Source organism: Paenibacillus sp. Marseille-Q4541, assembly GCF_018310695.1.
Lineage (GTDB): Bacteria > Bacillota > Bacilli > Paenibacillales > Paenibacillaceae > Paenibacillus.
On sequence record NZ_JAGXCY010000008.1, the window covers coordinates 42,014 to 63,482 of the forward strand.

Sequence of the window (21,469 nt, forward strand, 5' to 3'; positions counted from 1 at the left end):
ATCCTATGCTTCCTAGGGGATGTCAAAAGACAATCTATTCATTATTGTGAGCAGAGATACCACATATGATATAAAACAACAGATAATGGAGTGCGAAACAGAAGTTACGAAAAAGAAAGGGAAAATAAAAAACCGTCTGCTCGTTCTATTGAACGAAACAGACGGTTGATTTTTATATACTATTCCACAGCATACGTGGTTACAAAGGATGGGCGGGCGAAGATCGATGGTGCCTGTACTTTAATCCCTTCGCTTGTATCCCGTTTTGCATGTGCGTGAGAAAATGCTTGAGATTTTTGCCATGCCTCAAAGCTGTCTTTCGAATCCCATGCGGTCAAAATGACATAAGTATCACTGTTTAATGGACGAAGTACACGGATGCCAGAAAAACCGGATTCACCCTCTACTTTACGTGCACGGTTCATGAACCTTTCTTCAAACGCGGCTCGTCCTTCTTCGGTAACAGGGATGTTATTCATAACGATGAATTTGCTATCCTCGATCGTCCCACTTGCATCAATGGCTTCATAACCGGGAACTGCCACATCTTCTTCAATCGGGTTGTCCATTTCGACAACGTAGTGTGTACCCTCTTCTCCTTGGAGCGTGAAGTAGCGGTGTTCTTTGCGTGCATCTGTAATCGGTGAAGAGAAAATATAAAGATACATAATAACAACCTCCTGTACACTGAATTAGATAACAAGTCTTACCATCAAAATATAGCATATAACAAGGTAACTTTCTAAATCTCGGTTTTCCCTGTCGGAAGGCTTGTCTACTATTTGTACCCGTATTATTTCGTTTCTACACGGCTTCAAGGGTAACTGGTTTCTGCCATCCTGTTCTGTTACAGTGGAAAGACGAATAAGACCAGGGACGGGTGATTTGATATATGAGCTACGATATTTCCATATCAGTAAGACCGCTGGTAGAGTACGTCTATCGCAGCGGCAGTATTACAAGTGGATTTCGGACGAACGCAACGATGCACGAAGGGACCCGAATTCATCAGAGTGTCCAGAAAACCTATGCGGAAACGGATCAAAAAGAAGTATTCCTTACGGCAGACATTACATATGGTGAATTGCTATTTCACATTGAGGGGCGCTGTGATGGGCTCATTCAGCTCAATGGTCAGTGGACGATTGACGAGATTAAATCAACAGCGGCACCTCTTATGGATCTGGGAGATGGACTGCAAGTCCACTGGGCCCAGGGCAAAATGTATGCTTATATGCATGCCAAAGCACAAAACCTTACCAGTATGCAGGTCCAACTGACTTATGTACGTACTGGAAGCGGAGAGCAGAGAAAATTGGTAGAAAGCTATACCTATGAGGAACTGGAGGCTTACGCACATGAAGTGGTTGCCGCCTATGCTCCTTATGCGGACATGCTTCGAGTGCATGAAGAAGAGCGGAATCGCTCCATTGATGAACTGCCGTTTCCTTTTCCGAATTACCGGGCGGGTCAGCGAAAATTTGCGGGCGCCGTGTTCAAAACCATTCAAGAAGGCGCAGGACTTATGGCCAAAGCCCCTACCGGAATTGGGAAGACTATGTCCACTTTATTTCCTGCTGTCAAAGCAATGGGAGCAGAACACATCAGCAAAATATTTTACTTAACCGCACGGACGACAACCCGAGCAACCGCAGAAGAAGCTTTTGCAAGGATGCAGGCGCAGGGTCTTCATGTTAGCAGCGTAACGATTACAGCCAAAGATAAGATTTGTTTTAAAGCAGAGGAAGCTTGTGATACCGGGCAGTGCTCGCTATGTGAAGGATATTATGACCGGATTAATGGAGCTGTTCTCGACATTATGGAGAATGAGACGATTATGACAAGACCGGTCATCGAGCAGTATGCACGTAAGCACAGGGTATGTCCGTTTGAGTACTCCTTGGATATTGCATATGCAGCAGATGCAGTTGTCTGTGACTACAATTATATTTTTGACCCTCGGGTATCCCTGAAACGTTTGATGGAAGAGCAGAAGAAAAAGACGGCAGTACTCGTCGATGAGGCACATAACCTGGTAGACCGGGGTAGAAACATGTTCTCGGCAGAGCTCGTTAAATCGGTATTTCTAGGTATTAAGAGTGAATACAAGACAGCAAACGAAGGTGTATCTCGTGCGGCAGGAGAGGTGAATTCATTTCTGCTTGCGGTCAAAAATAATTGCAATGCAGATGGTCGGATCATTCAGTCCGAGCTGCCGGAAGAGCTGATTGAGCGACTCGAGAAGTTTGTAGAGACGGCCGAGATGGAACTTGTGACGGGGACTGCTGCATCCAAGGTTAGTGTGGAGGCACAAGAGGAACTGCTCAGTACCTATTTCGCAGCGCAGAATTTCATTCGGATGGCGAAGTTTTATGACGAACGTTATCTTACCTATGCTGAGATCATTCGCAGTGATTTCAAAATCAAATTGTTCTGTCTTGATCCTTCCGAACTCCTCCGGCAAGCAGGAAAAGGATACCGTTCGATCATTCATTTCTCGGCGACCTTGTCTCCGATGAATTATTACCGGGATATGCTCGGGGCAGGAGAAGAGGATTACACGCTGAGTATTCCATCTCCGTTTAGCAAAGATCAGCTTGATGTAAGGCTTGTTCCTGTATCGGTCCGCTACAATGACCGTGAGCGGTCGAAACAGGTCATTGCAAAGCTTCTCCAACAGGTAGCTGAAGAGCGGCCCCATACCAATCTGCTCGTCTTTTTCCCCTCCTATGCTTACATGCAGGAAGTATACGATACGTTTACTCAGGAGCAGGGCAAGGGAATCGACACGGTCATTCAGCAGTCTTTTATGACCGAAGAGGAGCGGGATGCGTTCTTGCAAGCTTTTCAGCCGCATCCTGAGCAGACAAGGCTTGCTTTTGCAGTTCTGGGCGGTGTGTTCTCCGAGGGTGTGGATTTGCCTGGGGATCGTCTGAACGGGGTAATTGTGGTAGGTACTGGTTTGCCGCAGATTGGCATGGAGAACAACATGCTGAAGGATTATTTCAATAAAACAGGACGTAATGGATTTAATTATGCGTATGTATTCCCAGGAATGAATAAAGTGCTTCAGGCAGGCGGGCGGCTCATTCGAACCGAAGAAGATGAAGGGGTGCTCGTGCTGATTGATGATCGCTTTACCCAGGAGCCCTATCGCTCCTTACTGCCTGAAGAGTGGAGAGATTACCAATCGGTTAACCCTGCTTCCCTTTTATAAAGCTTCTCACGAACAGGATAAAGTAGTAGAGAAAAATCCACGGCAGGATGTTCGAGGTAGCCCACTCAATAAGGGAGGCAAGGTACAGGGATAATGAGAACACATCTAAACCTAACCCTATTTTGAGCAGATTGCGATACCGAAGTAGAGTGATTTTTTTGCAGTTGATGTAATCGCCGAATTGGATGGATGATGTTGATTTTGATTTGGCTCAAAATCAACATCATTCCATCATCAGTGGGGCCCCTCCAGCGGAGAGGCCTTTTTGCTATGCTGGCTTTTATCCTCCGTCATAATTCAATCACCTCTAGAGGATGAACTAGCTTCGCTATGGATTCATTATTAAACTGCTCTCTTACTTCCCTATTTGCAAAACCATCATGATAATGCATAAGCAGAATTTTTTCTTGGATCGATTCAGGCAGTGCTTCGATATCAGATAATGAGGTATGTGAGTTAATGGTGACGTCCTGCATGTGGCATTCGTGCAGAATGAGCTTTACGTCTTCATGCGTGTCCAGTAGCAGTTCCCTGTCCATTACCGAGTCTCCGCTATAATAGAAATAACCTCTAGCGAGCAAACCACAGCTAATCATGCCCGGTACATGCTGGGTTCTTGTCATCTCATACGAAATGCCGCCTATTGAGAAGAGAACTCCTTCTTGTAGAGGAACAATATCGAAATAATCTTCCAGAGACTTTTCGCCGCTAACCGTGTATTTCATCCCAGGCTCAAGCGTACACCATAGCGGCTCAACGAGTTGTTCATGAATGTACAAGGTTGGTTTATGGTTACCAAATACTTGTGCGTAGTAGCCAAGCTGCTGCAAACCGTTAATATGATCGTCATGTAAATGGGTAATGAACACATCCCGCACATCGCTAAGAGGAATCCCTAGTTTATGAAGCACCTTGCTATTGGATTCGGGAAAATCAATGATGAGCCTCGTATTCGCATACTCGACCATGGCACTGTTATGGTCCTGCTCGAAACTAAACATGTCGCCGGTTCCTAGAAACTTAATTTGCATAATAAAACACCTCTCTTTCTTGTTTATTATAACCGCCCTTGTATAGAAAGGACGCATAAAACGAAAGAGAGGTTGGAAATAAAATCAATATTTAATTCGTTAGATAAAGGCCATTTTATTTTCATTTTATTAGATAATGCCGCGTATTTCGTCTAGTGAACGCACACCTTCTCGTTCCATCCAGTTCGCGACGCCTTCTATCAAATCGGGACCTGTACGAGGATTGATAAAATTAGCAGTCCCAATCTGAACGCTATTTGCACCAGCCATAATAAATTCGATCACATCTTCCGCAGTCGTAATACCGCCCATTCCCAAAATAGGGAGGGGGACCGCCTGAGCAACTTGATGGACCATCCGAAGAGCGATCGGCTTAATTGCTGGACCTGACAATCCGGCATAGCCATGTTCAAACACACTTTTGCGATTTCGAATATCAATCTTCATCGCGGAGATCGTATTAATGAGTGAGAGGGCATCCGCGCCTTCATATTCACACATGACAGCCATCTCACCAAGATTCTCTGCCCCGGGCGACAACTTCACAATCAGCGGCAAAGACACCTTTTCCCGAACAGCCCGTACAACACTTCGGGCTGCCACCGTCTGGACACCGAAAGCCATCCCGCCTTCTTTCACGTTTGGACAAGAAATATTAAGTTCAACCATATCAATGGATGGACGGCCGGTTTCTTTTCGAATCCGTTGTTCATGATCTTCAATGAACTCGGCTCCTTCGATATAATCTTCAAGCGTTCCGCCGCCTAGATTCACAATACGCACGGTATCTAACGACTGCCAGTGAGTACATTCCTCTGCAAGAAAAGCTTGAATTCCTGGGTTCTCCAGGCCAATGCTATTCATCATTCCGGCAGCTGTTTCTGCCATACGTGTCCCGTTGTTGCCTTCTTTGGGATGGAGCGTAAGACCTTTACCTACAAAACCGCCAAGCTTGTTCACATCGTAGAACCGGCTATATTCCCGTCCAAAGCCGAAGGTGCCTGAAGCCATAACGATCGGATTCTTGAATGATATTCCCGCTATGTTGCATGAGAGATCGATCATATGAAAGAAACCTCCTCTGCTCGAAATACAGGACCGTCCGTACATGATTTCTTGCGTCCTGATTTATGTTTTATGCTGCATGCAAGGCAGGCACCTACCCCGCAAGCCATTTTATTCTCTAGAGAAACATAGATATTCGTACCTGTTTGCTCGGCTGCTTGTTTGGCTTGTATGGCCTTCAGCATTCCTTGCGGGCCGCATGCGATGACATGGTCATAATCTTCAAACCTTACATAGTCCAAAATCGTGCCACCGACGTCAACCGTAACAGAAGGGGATACTTGTCTGAATTCATCTACCAGATAAGGCTTGTCGCTAAAACCGAGATATACATCAGCATTCTCATAGCTTTTTGCCGCGTAGTAGAAGGGCGCAATTCCTATTCCACCACCTACAAGTGCTATTTTTCCGTTCAGTTCAGGGAATCCGTTGCCAAAAGGTCCTTCAAGCGTTAGGTTATCTCCTACTCGCAATTGATACAGACGAAGGGTTCCTTCTCCAACCACTTGATATAAAAAACGGATGCCACGATCCGTGATGTCAAAAATACTAATGGGCCTAGGGAGGAGGGGAAAGGTGTCCCAAGCACGTAGCATATAAAACTGTCCCGGCTTACCGGTACGATCACACTCTACCTCAAGCAGACCCACTTGTTCATTCAGGTGCACATTGGATATTACTTTTGCCATTTGACTCGCCCCCCGTTGATACATTCCGATTTACTGTGCATGAAAACAGCCGTTTTTTCAGTGAGAGAGATCACAAATGGAGATGTCCAAGACAGAACCTACTATTACAGTGGGGAGAGCGAACTGGATAGTTACTAGAAGAGGTAACAATTATGTGGTGGGAAAATTACCGAAAATTATTTTGTTAGCGTTATCAATTTGTATTGAACTTTTGCAGAAAACAGTGTAGCGTAAGGATGTAAATAAACCTAAATGAACGAAAAGGAACTTAAAGGGAGCGTGAAACGTAAGATGAAATCTTTTCTGGATGAACAGTTTTTGTTGACGAACGACACTGCAATTACGCTGTTTGAGAACTATGCAAAGGATATGCCAATCATCGATTATCACTGTCACCTAAGTCCTAAGGAAATTTACGAGAATAAAACATTCAGTAACCTGACGGAAGCTTGGTTATATGGAGATCACTACAAATGGAGATTACTTCGTGCAAATGGAGTAGAAGAGAAATACATAACTGGAGATAAGACGGTCAGTGACTATGACCGATTTATGGCCTGGGCTAAGACAATACCTATGGCGATAGGTAATCCGGTTTACGCGTGGTCTCATCTGGAACTGCAAAGATATTTTGGTGTATACGAATTGATTAACGAAAAGAATGCACCCGTGATCTGGGAGAAAGTGAATGCGAAGCTGAACAGCGGAGAATTCGGGGCACGTGATCTTATCGCCAAATCGAACGTTACCGTGATTTGTACAACAGATGATCCGGCTGATACGCTGGAGTATCATGTTCTGATCAAGAACATTCCAGACTTTCATACGGCAGTATTACCTTCCTTCCGTCCGGACAAGGGTCTGGAAATTAATCGAGATGGCTTCCGCTCCTGGCTAACTCAACTGGAACAGGTCGCAGAGCGAACGATTGAGAATTATGGAACCTTTCTTGAAGTGCTTGAAGCAAGGGTGGACTATTTTCATAGCGTAGGTGGACGGGTCTCTGATCATGCGCTCGATTATGTCCCATACGCAGAAACAACGCTGGAAGAGGTTGTTGCCATTTTTGAACAAGCTCGAAAAGGTGAGAAAGTCAGCTTAAACGATGAACAGAAATACAAAACGTTCACTCTTACTTTTCTAGGAAAGCTGTATGCGGCACGCGGCTGGGCGATGCAGTTCCACATGAACGCTGCCCGTAATAATAATACAAGAATGCATAATCTGCTTGGACCCGATACGGGATATGACGCTATGAATGACAGCCTGATCGCAGGTCCTCTTGTTAAGTTGCTGGATGCTCTTGCAAGCGAAGACTCACTGCCTAGAACGATCCTTTATTCGCTTAATCCAAAGGATAATGAAGTGCTGGCTGCAATAACCGGAAGTTTTCAGGGAGATGGTATTCCTGGGAAAGTTCAACTGGGAGCTGCATGGTGGTTTAACGATACGAAAGACGGGATGCTAGCACAGATGAGGTCACTAGCGAATGTAGGTCTGATAAGCCGATTTGTAGGGATGCTTACTGACTCGAGAAGCTTCCTCTCTTATCCAAGACATGAGTATTTCCGCAGGCTACTGTGCAGCCTTCTTGGAGAATGGGTGGAGCAAGGGGAAGTTCCTCACGATCTGGAGCTGCTCGGGAATATGGTGCAGGATATTTCTTACCGGAATGCTCAAAAATACTTTCAATTCGAAGGTGCTTATAGCAAGATATTATAAAGCAATATAAAAAATAAAGCGGTGGCGTAGATGCTATCGCTTTATTTTTTTCCAGATGCTGTTGGTGAACAGAGCATCATAAAAAGAAGCTGTAAGGGGAATTTTATTCTAATAAGCCTCATATGTACCGATAGACATGTAAGTACCCTATCGTCTTACTGGGACCCCGTGTTGACATTACCGAAAACGAGGCATATAATTTTGCTTGCTTATATTTAATTAGGATGCCTAACAATTAGGGGCATATGTTTATTTTTATATGGATTCTAAGGTAATCGGGGGACTAAAGAGGGGGTGTCTAAAATGAATGAAGATACAATAGCACAGAGTTTGCTCTACACATTCATGAAGTTTAATCGAGGATTATGGAAACAGAGGAAAACAGAAGGACGTAACCCTAGCGAAATTATGATGTTAACGGCACTCATCAGAGGTAAGGAGACAGATCAGACGCGTATGGACCCTATCACGGTCGTGCGTAAAATCAGCGAATATTTGGAAAATGGACCTACAACTACAGAGCAGTTGGAAGGGCTAAAAGCTTCTGAACTGAGTGGAATTCTTCGTGTAAAGTCACCAACAATTACACCTGTTATCCGTTCGCTCGAAGAGGAGGGTCTTGTGGAGCGGAAAGTTGATCCTGAAGACCGCCGTGTGGTTCGTATCAGGATCACAGAGAAAGGTCAGCAGGTACTTAGAGAAGTACACCGTGAAATGATGAATACGATGCACGGACTTGTCGAGTTCCTTGGGGAGAAGGATACGAAGCAACTTACCCTGCTTCTGAATCGAGTTCACGAGTACCATGAAATCAAGCGCGAAGAGAGAGAAGAATGCAAGAAAAAAGAAGGAAGTGAAAAACCATGTTGAAACTGCTAAGGATGCTGAATGTATATAAACTTGCAGTTATCCTTGTCATTATCTTTGTTTTTCTACAATCCATGTCAGATCTATATTTGCCAACTTTGATGTCGGACATTGTTAACGTGGGCATACAGAATGGGGACGTTCCTTATATCTGGAAAATTGGTGGGATCATGCTGGTCATCGCCCTCTTGGGAGCGTTGTGTTCCATTTTAGTCAGCTTTCTGGCCTCCCAAGTTTCTGGGAAGTTTGCCCGAGATTTACGCAGCCGAGTATTTAGACATGTAGAGAACTTCTCTCTGCAGGAATTTGACAAGATCGGTACAGCGTCACTCATCACTCGTACAACGAATGACATTACACAAGTGCAGAATGTTCTGCTCATGATGATGCGGATGATGATTGGGGCACCGATTATGTTCATCGGTGGGGTCATTATGGCCATTTCCCAAGATTCTAAGTTATCCATTGTGCTGATGGTATCCTTGCCAATACTAGCTGGAACGGTAGCTCTTATTGCATTTAAAGGATTACCTTTATTCAAAGCCATTCAGAAAAAGCTCGACCGTCTGAATCTCGTGCTACGTGAGCAGCTTACGGGGATTCGGGTCATTCGGTCTTTCAACCGTGGCCAGTTCGAAAAAGAACGGTTTACTGAGGCGAATCAGGACCTTACACAAACGGCGATTCGCGTGAACAAAATTATGGCGTTTATGATGCCATCGATGATGCTGATCATGAACTTCACGATTATTGCGATCATTGGATTTGGCGGTCTTCGTATTGATTCAGGGGACATTCAAGTCGGTAATATGATGGCATTTATTCAATATGCCATGCAAATTATGTTCTCACTTATTATGGTTTCCATTATCTTCGTTATGCTGCCAAGAGCTTCAGCATCTGCAGCTCGGATTAACGAAGTGCTAGATATGAAACCGGAGCTTACGAATCCAGATTCCCCAGTCCGTTCTAGCAAACTTTATGGGACGCTTGAGTTTGATAAAGTATCGTTTAAATATCCAGGAGCAGAAGAATATGCACTTCAGGATATCAGTTTTACGGCGAAACCAGGCGAGACCACAGCGATCATTGGCGGTACAGGATCAGGCAAAACAACGCTGCTCAGTCTCATCCCTCGTTTCTATGAAGTGACGGAAGGCAGTGTCCGTGTGGATGGTGTGGATGTCAGAGATATGACACAGGATGATCTTCGGGCGAAGATTGGTTATGTGCCGCAGAAGGCAGTCCTCTTCACTGGAAGTATCGCGGATAACCTTCGCTATGGTAAAGAGGATGCGACGCAAGAGGAAATCGAGCATGCTGCTGCCGTGGCACAAGCCGCCGATTTTATCAGTGAGATGGAAAATGGATATGAAAGTGTCATCGCACAAGGTGGGAACAACGTTTCTGGGGGGCAGAAGCAGCGGTTGTCCATTGCCAGAGCCCTCGTACGCAGACCCGAAATATATGTGTTTGATGACAGTTTTTCTGCGCTGGACTTTAAGACAGACAGTCGCTTGAGAGCGGCACTAAAAGGGGAAACTTCGGATTCTACCGTCATTATTGTAGCCCAGCGCGTCAGTACAGTACGTGACGCAGATCGTATCCTTGTTATGGATGAAGGAAAGATTGTGGGTAGCGGTACTCACAGCGAATTGCTAGCTAATAACGAAGTTTACCGTGAAATTGTATCCTCACAGTTATCAGAGGAGGAGATCGCATGAGTGACAAACATAAATCCAAACCTGTAGGACCGGGTCATCCCGGGGGACATCCGGGCCGTGGTCCTGTAGAAAAGGCAAAAGATTTTAAAGGAACGATGAAACGGCTTGTCAGATATTTGAAGCCAGAGAACAAAATGCTGGTGCTCGTCTTTATTATGGCAATCCTGAGTACGGTATTTACCATTGTTGCACCTAAGATTATGGAACGTGCCACCAATATTTTATCGGGTCCTGTAATTGCTAAAATGACTGGGCAACCGGTATTGCCGATTGATTTTCCAGCCATTTATAGAATCTTAATGCTGCTTGGTGGCTTATATCTCTTAAGTTCTCTGTTCAACTATGGACAGCAATATTTTATGTCAGGCGTTGCACAGAGAATCGTGTTCCAGATGAGGGAGCAGATCAGTCAGAAACTGTCACGTTTGCCGCTCAAATATTTTGATGGACGAACACATGGTGAAACACTCAGTCGTGCTACGAATGACGTGGACAACATCAGTAATACACTGCAACAGAGTTTGACTCAGTTTATTACTTCTCTTGTCACTGTCATTGGGGTTATCGTTATGATGCTGACGATCAGTCCGTGGATGACACTGATTACATTCCTTACCTTACCGCTTAGTGTCATTGTGGTAACACTGATTGCCAAGCGTTCACAAGGATATTTTGTCGGACAGCAGAAAAAACTTGGTGAACTGAATGGACATGTAGAAGAGATGTATACGGGTCACAATGTAGTTAAGGCTTTTGGACGTGAAGAAAGATCGATCCGTGATTTTGATGAAATTAATGAGAAGCTATACCATACGGGCTGGAAGGCGCAGTTTATTTCCGGAATGATTATGCCGCTGATGCAGTTTATAGGAAACCTCGGATATGTGCTGATTTGTATCATAGGTGGGGTTTTTGTAACCAGAGGAACACTGAGTGTAGGTGGTATTCTTGCTTTTATTCAGTATTCTCGTCAGTTCACGCAGCCGATAACTCAGCTGGCTAATATTGCAAACGTCATTCAGTCTACAGTAGCTTCTGCAGAACGCGTATTCGAGCTGCTGGATGAAGAGGAAGAAGTAAAAGAATCAGGAAGTGAGAAAGTACTAAAAGAGGTTCATGGTGCAGTTACCTTTGAACATGTGAAATTCGGATATGAAGGCGGACAGACGCTCATTTCTGATATGAACCTTGATGTAAAACCTGGTCAGACCGTGGCTATTGTTGGACCTACGGGTGCTGGTAAAACGACGCTCATCAATCTTCTCATGCGTTTTTATGAGATTCAGGACGGGGAGATTCGAATTGATGGCGTGAATATCACGGATCTGCCGCGAGGTGCTCTTCGGGAAATGTTTGGTATGGTACTGCAGGATACATGGCTGTTTAATGGTACCATTCGTGAGAATATCGCTTACGGAAGAGAAGGAGCTACCGAAACGGAGATCAGACAGGCTGCCGTTGCTGCTCGGGCAGACCATTTCATTCGGACCTTACCGGACGGTTACGATACCGTCCTCAACGAGGAAGCTTCTAACATTTCGCAGGGGCAAAAACAATTGCTTACCATTGCCCGTGCGATCCTGGCTGATCCGTCCATCCTTATTCTGGATGAAGCAACAAGTTCCGTGGATACTCGGACCGAGATTGCTATCCAGCAAGCGATGAACGAGCTGATGAAAGACCGGACCAGCTTTGTCATTGCTCACCGTTTATCAACGATTCGTGATGCCGATGTTATTTTGGTCATGAATCATGGTGATGTGATTGAAAAAGGCACACATGTAGAACTGCTAGCTCAAGGCGGATTCTACGCCGATCTCTATAACAGCCAGTTCTCGGAAGCAGGATAAACTTATAAAAGAAAACACCGTATCTTTCTTGCCAGACTCTACAGGTTTGGAAGAAGGATACGGTGTTTTTTGTTTTTTTTAAAAATAGAATCTGTCTGTTTATTCTTTCGGTAACGTATCCGGCCCTGGGTCTTGAACATGGCTGTCTATAGGTACAGACTCTGTAATTCTGCCAAGGATTTCAGAATCGTCAGGGAGGTGGGTCTCCTTCGCTCTACGGTCCTCGATTAGTTTCCGCGCTACCTCGTAACAGTCCTCTACATGTTTGTTACCGACATAACGCATCGCAGTGAAACTGAGTACAGCTGACAAGGCTTGCCCTGCAAAAGGAACAAATCGTGTCGCTTGCTTGGCTGCCATACGTACACCGACCTTTTGCAGAAGCTTAATTACCAGTTCCCGAGTGACGAGTTTCCCAATGACAGCACTACCCATGGACAGAATGAGACCATAAACGGCTGCTTTGGTCTCCGCATCCATTCCTTCAATATCGTCTTGAGACAACCCGAATTTTTCATTGATTGCAGGGAGCAATTGCATAAGAATTCCTACGTCGGCAACGACATCCGTACCGGGAATGGGAATTAGAGAAGTGCCTCCCGAGGCAAATGCCCGCGACTTTACCATGGACCGGCATTCGTTTCGAACCGCTTCTAGTTCTGTGAGTGTTGCAGGAATCATATCGATGTCCCTCCTAGGGATAAAATGAACTTTTGTATGTTATTAACCTGAACGAAGGAGAAGGATAACATTCTATTTCAACAAAATTTGGAATGAGATGGATTTGGGTACACTACACTTCGAAGAGTGACTCTGTTGAGAACAGGTGCGGATTAAGTTTTTATAGGATCTATAGCTTGCTATACAAGCAAAAACAGCAAATTGAATGGTAGGCTATGGACTGTTAAATGCTTGGACATTTCGGGTAATAAGATAACAATGAATTATAGAGGTTAGGGGGATTCATACATGGATATTTCCAAAGCGCTGCTCATACATAATGATGCGGCAGGATCGGCAGCAGGAAGCTTGGTAAGCTCTGCAGTTGCAGTGTTAGCACCTTCAATAAAAGAACTCTGCATCATTCAGACTTCGGCTCCTGGTGATGGAGAGAAAATTTGTATGGAGCGTGGCAGTGAGGTAGAAGTGGTATTTATTCTTGGCGGGGATGGTACCGTGCATGAATGCATCAATGGGTTATCACAGCTCGATCATCCGCCGATGGTTGGCGTTCTGCCAGGCGGAACCTGCAACGACTTTGTGAGATCGCTGGGTATGCCTGTTGACGTTACGCAATCCGCCCGTATGATGCTGGAAGGAAAAACAAAAAAAATTGATCTAGGCCTAGCAAACGGACGCGTATTTACTAACTTTTTTGGTGTGGGTCTCATCACGGAGACATCTGAAAATATTGATGCTGATTTGAAAAATTCACTCGGTAAGCTCAGTTATTTTATCAGCACACTGCAGACCATTCGTTCGGCAGAACCCTTTGTTTTTGAAATGGAAGCAGACGGTAAACAGATTAAGGATGAAGCCGTTATGATTTATATCGGAAATGGCCGATCACTCGGATCAAGTACGCTCCCTTTTGCTCCAAATGCATTAATTGATGGAAAGTTTGATGTTCTGATTATTCGGCAGACTGGCTTACCGCTGTTAAAAGAAGTGCTATCTCGCAAACCGGAGGGCGAATGGCAGCCGAAAAATGACAGTATCCTTTATTTCCAGGCTCGGGATATAAAGCTTCGAACCGATGAGGAGAAACAGGCGGACACCGATGGGGAGGTCTACCTTACCACCCCTGTCGATATTAAGCTACTTGATCATAAATTGACCTTTTTGGTGGGCGGTCCGGAGGCGATATAAAGATGTGCTCAATTTATATATAAAAAAGAGAGCCCATAGGGCCCCTTTTTATGAACTGAAAATGCGCTTGTACTAAGTTGCGGCACCTGTCATCTTGATTCCTCCTGATGAGCAGTATAAGGGAATCTACAGTTAATTTCAAAAATAGATCTTGATAATTAACCTACCGGTATATATAATTTATTTTAATCATAAAATGACCCATGGTTCATTTCAATACATAAAAGGGATGTGAACGTAAACAATGCATGAAACAGGACCTGATTACGGAAAGTGGGTTGCCGGTAAAAGAACCAAATGGATCACCGTCTTGGTGTGGGTTGTTCTGGCGATCGTACTAAACTTAACCTGGCCAGCTGTTGGAGGACAGGAAGATAATAATGCTCCCAATCTTAAGGAAAGTGAACCATCTGTCGTTGCTCAGATGGTGGCTGAACGTGAATTTCCGAATGACTCAGGTGTTCCGGCACTCATCGTATGGCATAAAGAGGCTGGGCTGAAGTCAGAGGACCTGATGAAGCTCCAGGAACTAACTCGTGAGCTTGAGGAACAGCCTGTACCGTACCAGACTGCAGTAATCCCTCTACATAAATTACCGCCACAGGCACTGACTGCTCAGCTATCTGAAGATGGAAGCACACTGGTACTGCCTGTGTTCTTTGAAGAGGAGGCAGATACAGAAGAGCTTCAGCAAGGGCTTGCGAAGCTGGAGTCACAAGCAGTAACTCTATTTGGAGCGAATCCTTTTGATGCTGAATTGGGAAATGGGGAAGAGCTGAGTGCTCGTGTGACAGGACCTGTAGGTATCTCAATTGATGCCACAGGGTTATTCGAAGATGCCGATGTATCGCTTCTGATCGGGACTGTGATGCTTGTACTTATCTTTTTGCTACTGATTTACCGTTCACCTCTGCTTGCAGTCATTCCTCTCGTTGCTGTTGGATTCGCTTATCTCGTAACGAGTCCAATCTTGGGCTATCTAGCCAAGCAGGGCGTAATTACAGTCGACTCACAGTCCATTGCGATCATGACCGTTCTGCTGTTTGGAGCAGGTACAGACTATTGTCTATTTCTAATTTCCAAGTTCCGTCAGCTCTTATGGCACGAAGCAGATAAACGTAAAGCTTTGTTTCAGGCCATTACAAGTTCATCTGGAGCGATAGCAATGAGTGGATTTACCGTTGTCATTTCTCTTTTTGCGCTTCTGCTTGCTGAATACGGTGCTTATGAACGATTTGCGGTACCTTTTAGCTTATCGATTCTCATTATGTTCATTGCGAGTCTCACCCTAGTTCCAGCTCTGCTGGCGATCTTCGGACGTGCGTCATTCTATCCGTTTGTTCCAAGAACTGCCGAAATGCAGGCTGAGCGTGCGCGCAAGAAAGGGAAACCTGAGCCCGCTCCGCGTAAGGAAAAAGAAAGCTGGATCGGTAGCCTCGTTACTAAGCGTCCTTGGACCATTATTGTAACGACAGTATTGCTGCTTGGCGTTCTCGCTTCCGTATCGTCACAGATCAAGTTTACTTACGATCTGTTATCTTCTTTCCCTGAGGATGTTCCTTCTCGGGAAGGTTTTACGCTCATTGGAGAACAATTCTCGGAAGGACAACTTGCCCCTGTTCAAATCATGCTGGATGCGGAAGGTAAGGAAACAGATCTGAAAGCGCGCCTTGAGGCCTTAGATTATGTGAACATCGTTTCGGATCCAAAGGAAGGTGCAGAGAATTCGAACATTCTTGCTTATGATGTTCAGTTTGCGATGAATCCGTATTCCATGGAAGCGATGCAGCATATTCCGGATGTAAGGTCTGAAGCAGAAGCTTCCCTCCAAGAAGCAGGAGTTACTTCTCCAGAGAATAAAGTATGGATTAGTGGTCAAACCGCTACCCAATATGATACCGAAATCGCTGGTGAACATGATGCCAGACTGATTATTCCCGTTGTTATAGGGCTTATAAGTTTGCTGTTATTGCTATATCTCCGTTCGATCGTAGCGATGGTGTATCTGATGGCTACCGTTATTTTGTCGTATTTCTCGGCATTAGGTCTCGGTTGGCTCATTATTCACTACGGGCTTGGCGCAGAAGCAATCCAAGGGGCCATTCCTCTATATTCGTTTGTATTCTTGGTTGCGCTGGGTGAGGATTATAATATCTTTATGATTTCGAGCATATGGCAAAAGAGCAAATCCATGCCTTTGAAACAAGCGATTAAAGAAGGAGTAGGGGAGACCAGTTCTGTTATTACATCTGCTGGACTAATCCTTGCCGGAACGTTTGCAGTACTTGCTACTTTACCGATTCAGGTGTTGGTTCAATTCGGTATTATTACTGCTATCGGTGTCATGCTCGATACGTTTATAGTTAGACCTTTTCTTGTTCCTGCGATTACAGCAGTACTTGGGGAGGCCGCCTTTTGGCCAGGGAAAAGGAAGTTAGCTCGGGAAGGCAAGGCGGAGGAACTAAAATACTAATGTAAAAAATTTGATAATTAGGTGCGTGTTAGCAAAGATGGGATTGCTGACACGCCTTTTTATTGTGTATCTGATTTTTCAAGAGAAGAATGGTTGCAATTGCTCTTTGGTAAGACTTAAGATGGATAGATATGAGCTAAGATTACACACATAATAGATCAGACAAGCAGGGGGATTCACACACATGACAAAGAGAAAAGTTTATTTTAATCATGATGGCGGAGTAGACGATCTGGTATCACTGTTTATGTTGCTGCAAATGGAAGATGTTGAAGTAACAGGTGTATCTGTCATTCCAGCAGATGGTTATCTGGAACCGGCAACGGATGCAAGCCGCAAAATCATTGATCGTTTCAGCACGTACACAGCAGAAGTGTCAAAATCGAATTCCCGTGGTAAAAACCCATTCCCTAGCGACTGGCGCATTCATTCATTCTTTGTTGATGCTCTGCCTGTACTGAATGAATCGGGAACGATGGAAGCTCCATTGTCGGATCTACCTGCACATAAACACCTGATTGAAACCGTACGCAAAACAGAAGAGAAAACGATTCTTGTATTCACAGGACCCCTAACGGATCTGTCCCGAGCTCTCGAAGAAGCACCTGAGATTGAAGAGAAGATTGAGAAGCTGGTGTGGATGGGTGGAACCTTTGAAAAAGGTAACGTTCAGGAGCCGGAACATGACGGAACGGCAGAATGGAATGTATACTGGGATCCAGAAGCGGCTCACCAAATTTGGCAGACCGGTATCGAAATTGATCTTGTTGCTCTTGAGAGTACAAACAAAGTACCACTTACGCCAGCAGTTCGTAACTTCTGGGCCAAAGAACGTCGTTACGAAGGTGTAGACTTCCTTGGTAATTGTTATGCCGGTGTACCTCCGCTTGTATACAGCGAGACCAATTCAACGTATTATCTGTGGGATGTACTCACAACGGCAGCTTTAGGACGGGAAGAGCTTGTGAAACGTAAAGTTGTACAATGCAGCGTCATCCCAGATGGTCCAAGCCAAGGTCGTACAATTTTAGATCCAGAAGGAAAATCTGTGAATCTCGTATATGATACGGATCCGGATGCATTTTTCTCCTATCTTGTAGAACTGGCGAAAAAAGCGGCACCAAAAAGATACTAGGCTTAACCTATAGAAGCAAGGGAATCAAAATAAAGTAACGATCCCTTTTCACCATTAACCACTGCCGTTCATTTAAGCTGCTGCTGAGCGCTTAGAAGAAGGCAGTGGTTTGTTTTTATAGAGCGCTAAGCAAGGAAGAAGGGGAACCAAAAGATGAATGACAAGCTCGTCCTATGTATTCCAGGACAGTGGAAAGATGAAGAGAAACTGGTACGAAAACTGACGAGGAAGAGCCGCGGGGAATATGCGATTACTGGGGGGTTATTGCTTGATACCAAGCGGAACCGAGCTTTTGAAATCCAGATAGAAGAACATGATCCACAACTGACAGAGGCTTTTTACTATGCTTCCAAAGGTGATTTTTCAGATAAGACTAGTCAAAAGGTCGAAAAGCATACGAAGGTAATTTATTTGTCGGGTTACATGGGATCCCCTGAATCGGTTCAGCGCATCATTGCTCCTGTACAAACGCTGCTTGAAGCAGGCGGAATTGCAGTCAAAATTGAGAATTCAGGCAAAGCGTTTACTCCAGAGGAATGGAATGCCATCGGTGAGGAAGCTAGACTGGATCAGTTACTGAATACGATGATCAGCTATATGCAAGATGAACATTATTTTTACTCCTGTGGTATGCATATGTTTGGGCTACCTGATGTAGCGCTGAGCAAAGAGACAGATCCAGATGCCTCTATGCAAGTGATGTCTCAGTTTCTATATCGTATAATGAATGCAGGCGAAGGAACGGAAGAAAAGCAGGATGAGTTCAAATTGTATGGAGCCACTTACCTTTATAATCATCAAGAAGGCTTCTTCCATGAGGAAAATTCTTTTTTGAGCAATCCAAATGGTATTTATGTGTTAAACGAGGAGCAGTAGGAGGAGGACAATGTTGACCGAAACCGTACAAAAAGCCGTTTTTTTTGATGTCGATGATACACTTTATGATCATTTAGCTCCTCTTCGTAAAGCCCTTCAGGATGTGCTTTCTCTACCAGAGGATATGCCTTATGGCGAAATCTATCATCGTTTTCGGTACTACAGCGATCTGTTGTCGGAAGAGAAGAATCTGTCTGCGGTTCCGGAAGATGCAGCACTCGCTGATATGCGAAGACGGCGCTTTATGCTTGCTTTGGCGGAGTTTGGTGTATTCATCACTGAAAATGAAGCTGAAGCAGCTCAGGCTGCCTATGTGAACAGTCAGTTTCTGATTCAGCCTTTTCCAGGGGCAATGGATCTGATGGAGAATTTGACTCGTTTAGGAGTAAAGGTAGGGTTAATTACTAACGGACCAGAGGAGCATCAGCAGAAAAAGCTAGAGGCATTGCAGGTGGAGCGATATATTCCTAAACATCATATTTTTGTTTCTGGCGGAGTGGGCTACGCGAAACCAGATGTGAGGCTTTTTGAGCACGCAAATAAGATAACAGGAACAACACCTGAGCATAGCTATTATGTTGGAGATTCGTGGAGGAATGATGTTGTGGGTGCAATTGATGCGGGGTGGACGGTGCTGTGGTTTAATCACCGTGACGCTCTTCCAGAGTCAGACCATACGCCTCATTTCACCGTACATAACTATGATGAGATAGCAGAGAGACTGCTTCTGGCGAGTCAGTATGCATAGCTATAACAGGAGTTTATAACATGGAAGAGATATCAGATTGTATCCTGATATCTCTTCCATGTTTTTTTATGCTCAAACGGGGCATTCTATCCTTGTCGATGAGAGAGCAGTTGCTCTTTTTCCTGTTCATGAAATCTTCATTTATCAAACGAGGAAATAAAGCTTCACTTTTTAGAAATACATGCTATAATGATATTAGGATTTAGATTAAGTCTAAATTAAAAAAAGATTTAAAAGTCTATAACAAACATCACAATAACCGCTATTTATCAATTACATCTAAATAATAAAGGAGATCTGAAAAATGACGACTCAAACGAATCAAGCCAATCAAACGCAAGGTGTTCAAAAATTACATGATGCATTAAATCGACAAATTTCCGGATGGTCTGTACTGTACACCAAACTTCATAACTTCCATTGGTATGTGAAAGGTACGCATTTCTTCAGTCTGCATGAGAAGTTCGAAGAACTTTACAATGAAGTAACGGAGCAGATGGACGTTGTAGCAGAACGCTTACTTGCTATTGGTGGCCACCCAGTTGCTACGCTCAAAGAGCACCTAAACCTTTCTCCAATTCAAGAAGCGACGGATGGTAAATCTGCAGAACAAATGGTACAGGCACTTGTTGAAGACTTCACAACAATGGTGGAAGTACTCGAAGAAGGAAAAGAAGCTGCGGAAGAACTCGGCGATGACAGTACTGCTGATATTATGATTGGTAATCAAGAAGCGCTTCAAAAACACATTTGGATGTTTAATGCTTTTCTTGGTAAATAAGTAACCGAAAACAGGTGTGGTGAATATAAGGTGAACATCTGTCCGAAATGATGGTTTTGTATGACGTGTAACCGTATAATGGAACTATTCCATAAGTCATGCTTTGATTAAGAAAGTGATTCTCTGGTATGACGTCTAGACATGAGGAGATTATCCGGTATGACCAATACAACCGAAATTTGGGAAGAAGCTAAAACATTTATATATACCTGCTATGAGGAGCTGGGTCTTCGCCGTGAAGCGGCAGAAGCTCGGCTTCTTGACGTTCGGCAGCAGATTGATCAATCGGGAACGTATGAGCATACGGTACAGGAGCTGGAGTATGGCATTAAGCTGGCTTGGCGCAACAGTAACAGATGCATAGGAAGATTGTTCTGGCAGTCTATACGACTAGTAGATGCCAGGGATGCAACAACTGCTGAAGAAGTTGCACATTATTTAATTCAGCATATTCGTGCTGCTACAAACAACGGGAAAGTTATTCCGATGCTTACTTTGTTTGCACCGTCGAATTCAGAAGGACAAGATCCGGTCCGCATCTGGAACCATCAACTGATTCGTTATGCTGGGTATGAAAAAGGAACGGGTATTGTTGGCGATCCAGCCTCCGTTTCTTTTACAAAACAGGTAATGAAACTGGGATGGAAGGGGAAAGGCTCTGCGTATGATGTACTTCCACTCGTTATTGAAATGGCAGGACAAGCACCGGTATACGTTCCGATTCCTGAAGAATTGGTAATGGAAGTAGCAATTGAACATCCTGAATATTCTGCCATGAGAGAACTCGGAATGAAATGGTATGCAGTGCCTATGATTTCTGACATGAAACTTGAAATTGGCGGTATTGTGTATCCTGCAGCTCCTTTTAATGGGTGGTACATGGGTACGGAGATTGGGGCAAGAAATCTTGCCGATACATTTCGATATAACATGCTTCCTGAGGTGGCACGGGTCATGCAGCTGGATACGAGAAGTGAAGCGAGCTTGTGGAGAGATAAGGCGCTGGTGGAACTAAACGTAGCTGTTCTTCATTCCTTCCGTAAGCATGGGGTCAGCATCGTCGATCACCACACAGCAGCGAACCAGCTTGCCAGATTTGAGGAGAGAGAAGCAGAAGCAGGACGGGAGGTGACCGGAAATTGGACCTGGCTCATTCCTCCGTTGTCGCCGGCGACAACGCATATTTTTCACAAACCTTATCATAACAAAGTGAACAAGCCGAATTTCTTTCATCAGAAAGCCCCTTATACAGAAGACTCTGAAATTGAAGCTATGAACGGAGCTCATGAAGAGGAGAAAGAAGCAGCCCCCGTTGCAGGCAAATGTCCTTTTCATAGCTAAATTGATGATTTGGGAGTCCATTGTACCTTCAAGCGTCCGATGAAATGTTACAATAGGGCAGAGATATGAGCATCTCCGAGG

General features: G+C 44.5%; 17 protein-coding genes. 12 read left to right on the forward strand and 5 right to left on the reverse strand.

Annotated features, from left to right (window positions below; translation table 11 throughout):
- Positions 1-179: 179 nt before the first annotated feature.
- Complete coding sequence (locus tag KFT32_RS11370; RefSeq protein WP_211747325.1) at positions 180-668, reverse strand: antibiotic biosynthesis monooxygenase family protein; 489 nt, start codon at positions 666-668, stop codon at positions 180-182.
- A gap of 224 nt (positions 669-892) precedes the next feature.
- On the opposite strand from KFT32_RS11370, the gene KFT32_RS11375 reads away from it, so the two are divergent.
- Positions 893-3,217 (forward strand): ATP-dependent DNA helicase, encoded by a 2,325-nt coding sequence (locus KFT32_RS11375; protein ID WP_211747326.1) that lies wholly within the window; start codon positions 893-895, stop codon positions 3,215-3,217.
- 290 nt (positions 3,218-3,507) lie between these two features.
- Here the strand turns inward: KFT32_RS11375 and KFT32_RS11380 are convergent, their stop codons facing one another.
- From KFT32_RS11380 to KFT32_RS11390, 3 genes are all read right to left on the reverse strand, one after another.
- The gene (locus KFT32_RS11380) at positions 3,508-4,248 is read right to left on the reverse strand and encodes an MBL fold metallo-hydrolase (protein ID WP_211747327.1); all 741 of its coding nucleotides are present in this window, start codon (positions 4,246-4,248) and stop codon (positions 3,508-3,510) included.
- Between the two features lie 129 nt (positions 4,249-4,377).
- Complete coding sequence (locus KFT32_RS11385; protein WP_211747328.1) at positions 4,378-5,313, reverse strand: dihydroorotate dehydrogenase; 936 nt, start codon at positions 5,311-5,313, stop codon at positions 4,378-4,380.
- Complete coding sequence (locus KFT32_RS11390; RefSeq protein ID WP_211747329.1) at positions 5,310-6,002, reverse strand: dihydroorotate dehydrogenase electron transfer subunit; 693 nt, start codon at positions 6,000-6,002, stop codon at positions 5,310-5,312. Before KFT32_RS11390 ends, KFT32_RS11385 begins: the two co-directional genes overlap by 4 nt.
- 291 nt (positions 6,003-6,293) lie before the next feature.
- Between KFT32_RS11390 and uxaC the strand changes: the two genes are divergently transcribed.
- The 4 genes from uxaC (at position 6,294) to KFT32_RS11410 (ending at position 12,165) form a co-directional block, all read left to right on the forward strand.
- Entirely contained in the window at positions 6,294-7,724 is a 1,431-nt protein-coding gene (gene uxaC / locus KFT32_RS11395) for a glucuronate isomerase (RefSeq protein ID WP_211747449.1), read from the forward strand.
- A gap of 303 nt (positions 7,725-8,027) precedes the next feature.
- Positions 8,028-8,594, forward strand: coding sequence for a MarR family winged helix-turn-helix transcriptional regulator (locus tag KFT32_RS11400; protein ID WP_211747330.1), 567 nt, complete (start codon positions 8,028-8,030; stop codon positions 8,592-8,594).
- Positions 8,588-10,315: an ABC transporter ATP-binding protein gene (locus KFT32_RS11405; RefSeq protein ID WP_211747331.1), complete on the forward strand. Its 1,728-nt coding sequence runs from the start codon at positions 8,588-8,590 to the stop codon at positions 10,313-10,315. The genes KFT32_RS11400 and KFT32_RS11405 overlap by 7 nt, the downstream gene beginning before the upstream one ends.
- Entirely contained in the window at positions 10,312-12,165 is a 1,854-nt protein-coding gene (locus KFT32_RS11410; protein WP_211747332.1) for an ABC transporter ATP-binding protein, read from the forward strand. Before KFT32_RS11405 ends, KFT32_RS11410 begins: the two co-directional genes overlap by 4 nt.
- A gap of 99 nt (positions 12,166-12,264) precedes the next feature.
- Here the strand turns inward: KFT32_RS11410 and KFT32_RS11415 are convergent, their stop codons facing one another.
- On the reverse strand, positions 12,265-12,846 hold the full coding sequence (locus KFT32_RS11415; protein WP_211747333.1) for a hypothetical protein: 582 nt from the start codon (positions 12,844-12,846) through the stop codon (positions 12,265-12,267).
- Between the two features lie 288 nt (positions 12,847-13,134).
- Between KFT32_RS11415 and KFT32_RS11420 the strand changes: the two genes are divergently transcribed.
- The 7 genes from KFT32_RS11420 (at position 13,135) to KFT32_RS11450 (ending at position 21,388) form a co-directional block, all read left to right on the forward strand.
- Positions 13,135-14,034 (forward strand): diacylglycerol/lipid kinase family protein, encoded by a 900-nt coding sequence (locus KFT32_RS11420; RefSeq protein ID WP_211747334.1) that lies wholly within the window; start codon positions 13,135-13,137, stop codon positions 14,032-14,034.
- Positions 14,035-14,278: 244 nt separating this feature from the next.
- Positions 14,279-16,507, forward strand: a complete 2,229-nt coding sequence (locus tag KFT32_RS11425; RefSeq protein ID WP_211747335.1) for an MMPL family transporter — start codon at positions 14,279-14,281, stop codon at positions 16,505-16,507.
- A gap of 184 nt (positions 16,508-16,691) precedes the next feature.
- Positions 16,692-17,642: a nucleoside hydrolase gene (locus KFT32_RS11430; protein ID WP_211747336.1), complete on the forward strand. Its 951-nt coding sequence runs from the start codon at positions 16,692-16,694 to the stop codon at positions 17,640-17,642.
- A 153-nt stretch (positions 17,643-17,795) separates the two neighbouring features.
- A complete protein-coding gene (locus KFT32_RS11435; protein WP_211747337.1) occupies positions 17,796-18,518 on the forward strand; it encodes a hypothetical protein in 723 nt (240 codons plus the stop codon).
- Between the two features lie 10 nt (positions 18,519-18,528).
- On the forward strand, positions 18,529-19,266 hold the full coding sequence (locus tag KFT32_RS11440; RefSeq protein ID WP_211747338.1) for an HAD family hydrolase: 738 nt from the start codon (positions 18,529-18,531) through the stop codon (positions 19,264-19,266).
- A gap of 304 nt (positions 19,267-19,570) precedes the next feature.
- Positions 19,571-20,047 carry a Dps family protein gene (locus KFT32_RS11445; protein ID WP_211747339.1) on the forward strand — a complete coding sequence of 159 codons (477 nt, stop codon included), beginning with the start codon at positions 19,571-19,573 and terminating at the stop codon, positions 20,045-20,047.
- A gap of 159 nt (positions 20,048-20,206) precedes the next feature.
- Entirely contained in the window at positions 20,207-21,388 is a 1,182-nt protein-coding gene (locus KFT32_RS11450) for a nitric oxide synthase oxygenase (RefSeq protein ID WP_211747340.1), read from the forward strand.
- Positions 21,389-21,469: the final 81 nt, after the last annotated feature.